Annotated in this window: 5 protein-coding genes; 2 read left to right on the forward strand and 3 right to left on the reverse strand. The window is 40.4% G+C overall.

Annotated elements, in window-relative coordinates; translation table 11 throughout:
- Positions 1-108: 108 nt before the first annotated feature.
- Positions 109-1,476 (forward strand): glutamine-hydrolyzing carbamoyl-phosphate synthase small subunit, encoded by a 1,368-nt coding sequence (gene carA, locus AABE15_RS01140; RefSeq protein WP_338329442.1) that lies wholly within the window; start codon positions 109-111, stop codon positions 1,474-1,476.
- A gap of 20 nt (positions 1,477-1,496) precedes the next feature.
- On the forward strand, positions 1,497-4,745 hold the full coding sequence (gene carB / locus AABE15_RS01145; RefSeq protein WP_338329443.1) for a carbamoyl-phosphate synthase large subunit: 3,249 nt from the start codon (positions 1,497-1,499) through the stop codon (positions 4,743-4,745).
- A gap of 212 nt (positions 4,746-4,957) precedes the next feature.
- On the opposite strand, the gene AABE15_RS01150 is transcribed toward carB, so the two are convergent.
- From AABE15_RS01150 to greA, 3 genes are all read right to left on the reverse strand, one after another.
- Positions 4,958-5,497, reverse strand: coding sequence for a chorismate lyase (locus AABE15_RS01150; RefSeq protein ID WP_338329444.1), 540 nt, complete (start codon positions 5,495-5,497; stop codon positions 4,958-4,960).
- A 193-nt stretch (positions 5,498-5,690) separates the two neighbouring features.
- Positions 5,691-6,890 carry a threonine ammonia-lyase gene (locus AABE15_RS01155; protein ID WP_338329445.1) on the reverse strand — a complete coding sequence of 400 codons (1,200 nt, stop codon included), beginning with the start codon at positions 6,888-6,890 and terminating at the stop codon, positions 5,691-5,693.
- 17 nt (positions 6,891-6,907) lie between these two features.
- Positions 6,908-7,384, reverse strand: coding sequence for a transcription elongation factor GreA (gene greA, locus AABE15_RS01160; protein WP_338329446.1), 477 nt, complete (start codon positions 7,382-7,384; stop codon positions 6,908-6,910).
- Positions 7,385-7,431: the final 47 nt, after the last annotated feature.

The following is a 7,431-nucleotide window of genomic DNA, read 5'->3' on the forward strand; positions in this document are numbered from 1 at the left end:
AAAAATTTCTTGTGTAATTATTTTCATATTCCCTATGGGAATTTTTTTCCAAATTGATTATATAGTATAATACAAATTGTTCGTCCAAAGAAGGACTTAAAGGACACGATGAATATTGATACCATTATATCCCGACTTGGTGGGATAGAACAAACTGCCCGTATTACCAAAGTCAGCCCAGAAGCCATTCGAAAATGGAAGCAATCCAAGGCAATCCCATCAAAACATTGGTCCGTTATTATACAAGAGACAGGTTTGAAACTCTCTGATTTGCAACCAGAGGACACAAACGATACTTTGTCCAACGTTTGCCCAGATGGTGTGAATGCTGTACTTATTTTACAGGACGGTGAAATTCTGTGGGGGAAAGGTTTTGGTGCTTACTCCTTAAAAACAAATTTACCTATAGGTGAGATTTGCTTTTCCACAAGCATGACCGGTTATCAAGAAACCTTAACAGACCCTTCCTTTGCCTCACAACTCATTGTTTTTACTTTCCCTCATATTGGCAACGTAGGTACAAACAAAGAAGATGAAGAAGCCTCTACCATTTTCGCCAAAGGTTTAATTGTTAAAGAAAAAATTACTCAACCTTCAAGTTGGCGTTCAACGTGTCCTTTAGAACCTTGGTTACAAAAGCACGGTGTTACGGGCATATATGGTATTGATACGCGGGCGTTGACACTTAAAATCAGAAACAATGGACCACAGAATGCGTTAATTTATTGGCCAAAAGACAATTTTTTTGATCTTACATTTTTGCAAGAACAAGTAAAAATTTGGCCTGGATTGCAAGGACTGGATTTAGCAAAAAAAGTCAGCTGCGATCAAATACACACTTGGAACAAAAATATTTGGCAATGGGCAGGAAAGGATTCTAAAACGCCAGAGCGTAAATATAAAGTTGTTGCCATTGATTACGGCGCAAAACAAAATATTTTTCGTAATCTTATTCATATTGGATGCGACCTGATTGTTGTTCCTGCGACCACAACGGCTAAGGAAATACTGAATTACAATCCGGATGGCGTTTTTCTATCCAATGGTCCGGCGGATCCTGCAGCAACCGCCTCGTATAGTGTGCCGACTTTAAAAGAACTTTTGCAAAATAAAATACCTATATTTGGGATTTGCCTAGGCCATCAACTATTGGCACACGCCCTCGGTGGTAAAACTTACAAGCTCAGCCAAGGGCATCGAGGGGCCAATCAACCCGTTAAAGATTTAAAAACAGGTAAAGTAGAAATTACCAGTCAAAATCATGGGTTTGCTGTTGACATTAAAAGTTTACCCCCAACAGTACATGAAACCCACATTAATCTCTTTGATGGATCAAACGAAGGGATTACCTCAGACAGTTACCCTGCATTTTCCGTACAATACCATCCCGAAGCAAGTCCAGGTCCGTCGGACAGTCATTATCTTTTTGCACGCTTTGCAAACTTAATGGATCACTATTCCCCTAATAAAAGATAAAGATAAGGTTACTTACCGTTATGCCCAAACGTACAGATTTAACATCTATTATGATCATTGGTGCTGGCCCAATCGTTATTGGCCAAGCTTGTGAATTCGATTATTCCGGCGCACAAGCGTGTAAAGCGCTTAAAGAAGAAGGCTTCCGAGTCGTTTTACTTAACTCCAATCCAGCTACCATTATGACTGATCCGGATATGGCGGATGCAACCTATATTGAACCCATTACGTTAGAAACGGTTGAGCGTATTATTCTCAAAGAAAAACCTGACGCCATTTTACCCACCATGGGGGGGCAAACGGCTTTAAACACAGCCATCGCTCTGGATCGTTCTTGTTTTTTAAAGAAACATAATGTCGAACTCATTGGTGCCAAAGCCGAAGTGATTGAGCGTGCCGAAGATCGATTAAAATTTCGCCAAACGATGGATGCTATTGGTATTGAAAGTCCTAAAAGTGCAATCGCACACTCACTCGAACAAGCAAAAGAAGCATTAAAAATAACCGGATTGCCCGCCGTTATTCGACCTTCCTTTACTTTAGGAGGATCTGGCGGGGGTATTGCCTATAACAAAGATGAATTCGAGGAAATTGTTTCCTTTGGACTTGAAGCCTCGCCCACCACAGAAGTGCTGATTGAGGAAAGTATTCTTGGATGGAAAGAATACGAAATGGAAGTGGTTCGGGACAAAGCAGATAATTGTATTATTATTTGTTCTATCGAAAATATCGATCCTATGGGAATACATACCGGGGATTCAATAACCGTTGCACCCGCCTTAACCTTAACAGATAAGGAATACCAACGTATGCGCGATGCATCTATTGCTTGCTTGAGAGCAATCGGTGTTGATACGGGGGGATCCAATGTACAATTTGGTTTAAATCCCGCAGACGGACGTATGGTTGTTATTGAAATGAATCCTCGCGTTTCACGTTCATCAGCACTCGCTTCAAAAGCAACAGGGTTTCCTATTGCCAAAATTGCGGCAAAACTTGCTATTGGCTATACCTTGGATGAATTAAAAAACGACATCACAAAAACAACCCCTGCTTCTTTTGAACCAACAATTGATTACGTTGTCGTTAAAATTCCACGATTTACCTTTGAAAAATTCCCAGGTACACCAGCTTTGCTGAGCACCAGCATGAAGTCGGTTGGGGAAGCAATGGCCATAGGCAGAAACTTTGCCGAGGCCTTGCAAAAAGGACTGCGTTCTATGGAAATAGGGTTATCGGGACTTAACCCTGTCGAAATTCCTGGGGACGGTGATGAAGATTCTTTTCGGGCCGCCTTATCCCAGCCCAGACCCAATCGTATTTTAATGGCTGCTCAAGCGATTCGCGCAGGTTTCTCTTTACAATTGATACATGAAGCATGCAAATTTGATCTTTGGTTTCTTGAAGAGCTCAAAAAAATCGTGGAGGTTGAAAAAGAACTTCAAACAAACGGTTTACCTACTACTAGTTTCTGCTTAAGAACAATCAAATCGCTTGGATTTTCAGATAAACAGATTGCAGAACTTACGCACTATACTGAAGCCCAGATTGCTGCCCTACGTGCAAAGTTAAATGTATATCCTGTCTATAAAAGAATTGATACTTGTGCGGGTGAATTTGCCTCTTCAACCTCTTATATGTATTCAACGTATGAAGGAAGTTTTAATCCACCCCTATGCGAAAGCAATCCAACCAACAAAGAAAAAATTATTATTCTAGGGGGCGGTCCAAATCGTATTGGCCAAGGAATAGAATTCGATTATTGCTGCGTTCATGCTTCTTATGCCCTTAGGGAAGCAGGATACGAAACGATTATGGTTAATTGCAATCCAGAAACGGTTTCGACGGATTATGATACATCCGATAGGCTATATTTCGAGCCTTTAACCAATGAAGATGTTATCTCTCTTATTCAAAAAGAAAAAGAAAACGGCAGCTTGAAAGGGTGTATTGTTCAATACGGCGGCCAAACACCTTTAAAACTCTCACAAGCACTTGAAGAAGCAGGCATTCCTCTTTTAGGAACGCCTGCAGATGCAATTGATTTAGCAGAAGATAGAGAGCGTTTCCAAGCTTTATTAAAAAAATTAGGGCTGCGTCAACCCTCCAACGGTATAGCCCATCATCATAATGATGCCGAAGCTGTTGCCGAAAAAATTGGTTATCCTGTCGTCATTAGACCATCGTATGTCTTAGGCGGCCGTGCTATGGAAATTGTTTATGATCGCCACAGTTTACAACGTTATTTACACGAAGTTTTGCAATTTGCAGGCAGTGAAGTAACCTCTGGACCATTGCTTATTGACCATTATTTAAGCGATGCCATCGAAACCGATGTGGATTGTATCGCAGATGGCGAAGACGTTTATGTAGCCGGCGTCATGGAGCATATCGAACAAGCGGGGATTCATTCGGGGGACAGCGCTTGCTCTATCCCGCCTTATACGCTTTCGCCTGCTATTGTTACTGAACTCAAAGCACAAACCTCCACCCTAGCCAAAGCGCTCGGCATCATTGGTTTAATGAACGTTCAGTATGCGATTAAAAATAATGAAATCTTTATTTTAGAAGTTAACCCTAGGGCCTCAAGAACCGTACCTTTTGTTGCCAAAGCAACAGGAGTACCCGTAGCAAAAATCGGGGCAAGGGTAATGGCAGGGGAAAAACTGAAATCCTTCCAGCTGAAAGATCGTTCTATTTCGGGACATGTTGCAGTCAAAGAAGCCGTGTTTCCATTTGCACGTTTTCCCCATGTCGATATTATTTTAGGACCTGAAATGCGTTCTACGGGTGAAGTCATGGGTATAGATGCTTCTTTCGAACGTGCTTTTGCCAAATCTCAGCTTGCTGCTGGGGTAATGCTCCCCTTATCCGGAACGGTTTTTTTATCTGTAAGGCATAGCGATCGTCCCGCATTACTCCCCCTAGGGCGCAAACTTGTTGAAATGGGATTTATGATTTTAGCCACCAGAGGCACTGCAGAAACGTTAAAAAAAGCAGGCATTGAGGCAAAAATAGTTAACAAAGTACTCGAAGGTAGACCGCATTGCGTTGACGCTATTGTCTCAGGTGAAGTACAACTCATTGTTAACACTGTTCTTGGCGCACAGGCTACTGCAGACAGCTTTGATATAAGACACTCTGCCCTTACGCACGGTATACCGCATTACACAACCATGGCCGGCGCAATTGCTGCCGTTCATGCTATATCTGCTTTAAAAGAAGGGGAATTAGACGTTTCAACATTACAATCTTATTTCGTTCATTAAGATCATAATAAACGATCAGAGTTTAAAGCAAGATATCGTTTTAAATTCTGATCATATTTTTATAAATTGTAAAGGATTTAAAACCTTAAATCTTTATTTTATGGTACTATTTAAAATTTTTAAGCAAAAGCAATAAATAGCTCAATACCTTTAAAGACTATGCCAAAATAATTTAATTTGTCCCTATCTATGATCTAATTTCTATTAAATATTCAAGAAGACTTGGTTGTTTTATCTATAGCAGCCCAAAATTCGGGTAAAAAAACTTCTTGTACCAGCAAACAAATTGCATCTTTGACAAAACAGGAACGTCTTGCCACGAGATCATTGGATAAATTCAGCATAGTAAGCAAATTTTTAGGGTAAACACCATAACTAAAAGGGGTTCGAGTAAAATGATCCCCCGTAAACATACAATTGCCAAGAGATTTATTTCCTAACTGGGTAAGATCACAATGGGCATGGGTTGCTGAAAAAGAATTGGCTACAGTCCTTGCATAAACCCACCGCGTGGTTTGACCCGTTAAAAAAACCTCGCGTAACCAGTACCGTTCGGAAGAGCTTCCTTCCAACTGCTGGCATTCATCAGGTCGTATAATTGACCAACCTTCTCGTATAAGTTCGACGGAAAAATGATTGTTACTCAACTCAATGAGGCGCTTTGTCAAAGAAGCTCTATCCGTTAGCCAGTTTTGTTGCGAAGTGACTTCGGACTGCTGAAGCAATGTCTCTGACCATTTTAAAGAGACCATTTTCGTATCAATCAATACTATGTTCTTAAAATAAATTTGTTTTATATTATTAACATTAAATAAATTGAGGAGGAAATTCCACTTATCAATAAATTATCGCCCTGAAGTTTCTAACGACTTACAAATTAATAGTATAGCATTATACTATTGAAATAGCGTTCGAAGATAATCTATCTGTACTGATTCAAAAAAATCATATTCTTTCAACAGTGTATGTTTCTTTCAAACATTCGATGATTTCTTGCGAATGCTGAGCATTTCTTGTTTCAACCATAATCTCTAGAATTGCAGATTGAACACTGGAAGTTAAAAATAAACGCTGATGAGAAACCTCAATAATATTTCCGCCTTTCAGTGTCCCAATACGATGGGAAATATCGGCTAACACACCTGGACGATCTGGAATAGAAAATCTAAGCCTTAAGATTCTACCTTCACGTAAAAGCGTTCGCAACATAGTATTCGCTAAAATTCTTGTATCAATGTTGGCACCACTAATGGGAAAAGCAATTTTTTTCTCTTTAAACCGATCGGGATAACTCAATACAGCAGCTAAAGCAGTTGCACCCGCCCCTTCTGTCACTTGTTTAGCGTGTTCAGCGATTAAGGTTATGGAATCTTCAATTGACTGTTCGGTGACCGATATAATATCGGATACATATTTTTGAATGACTTTTAAAGGATGCATTCCCAATTTTCGTACCGCTATACCCTCAGCAATCGTTGCCCCGCCCACTGTTTTTAACTCGCTGTGCTTTTTACATGAATACGAATGATAATGTTCACACTGCACCCCAATAACTTTAGTATAAGGACGAAGCGCCGCCGCTGCTACCGCAAAACCTGAAATTAAGCCGCCCCCTCCAACGGGAACCAATAAATAATCTAAATCTTTACATTCCTCGAATATTTCAAGTGCTGCTGTACCCTGCCCAGCCATGACAGCAGGATCATCATAAGGATGAATAAAAATATACCCTTCTTTTTCAGCAAGCTGAACGGCATATGCATTGGCTTCAGCGAAATCTCCCCCCTCAAGTATAATCTCAGCACCCCAAGCCGCTGTACGATTAACTTTCGTAACAGGAGTAAATTTAGGCATAACGATCACTGCTTTAATGCCTAAAAGCTTTGAGTGACGCGCCACCCCTTGCGCATGGTTTCCCGCTGAAACAGTAATGACACCCTTTTGTTTTTCATCATCAGACAAAAGGGCTAAACGATTAGCGGCACCCCTTTCTTTGAAAGAACCAACAACTTGCAAATTCTCTAGTTTTAACGTGATATGAGCGTTTACCCTTTTGGAAAGCGATTCACAAAAAAGCGTAGGCGTTCGCATGACGCGACCGTGAATACGTTTTGAAGCATCATAGATATCATCAATTGAAAGCATTGTTTAAAAAACCAGAATTAAGCACCGTAAATAATATCTAAAATCTCATAAGAGCGATCACCGCCTGGTGCAGGTACAGAAATAACAGAACCTTTTTCTTTCCCAATAAGTGATTTAGCTAAAGGAGAAGAAATTGACAATAAACCAGCTTTAATATCCGCTTCGTGTAGCCCCACAATCTGGTAAGTAATCTCTTTATCTGTTTCCTCATCAATCAACACAACTTTGGCACCAAATTTAACGGTATTCCCTGATAAAGAGGAAGGATCAATCACCTGGGCTGACGATATAATTTGTTCAAGTTCAAGAATACGACCCTCCGTAAAGGATTGGCGCTCACGTGCCGCTTCGTATTCAGCATTTTCAGATAAATCCCCGTGACTTCTAGCTTCTACAATAGCACGAATAATTTCAGGGCGTTCTTTATCTTTAAGTCTACGCAGCTCTTCTTCCAGACGTTGTAACCCTAGAGCCGTCATTGGAAATTTTTGCAAGATTTATCATCCTTTAAAAAACAAATAAGCAAGTATTATACTGAAAC

This window comes from Commensalibacter sp. Nvir (genome assembly GCF_963921845.1).
GTDB lineage: Bacteria > Pseudomonadota > Alphaproteobacteria > Acetobacterales > Acetobacteraceae > Commensalibacter.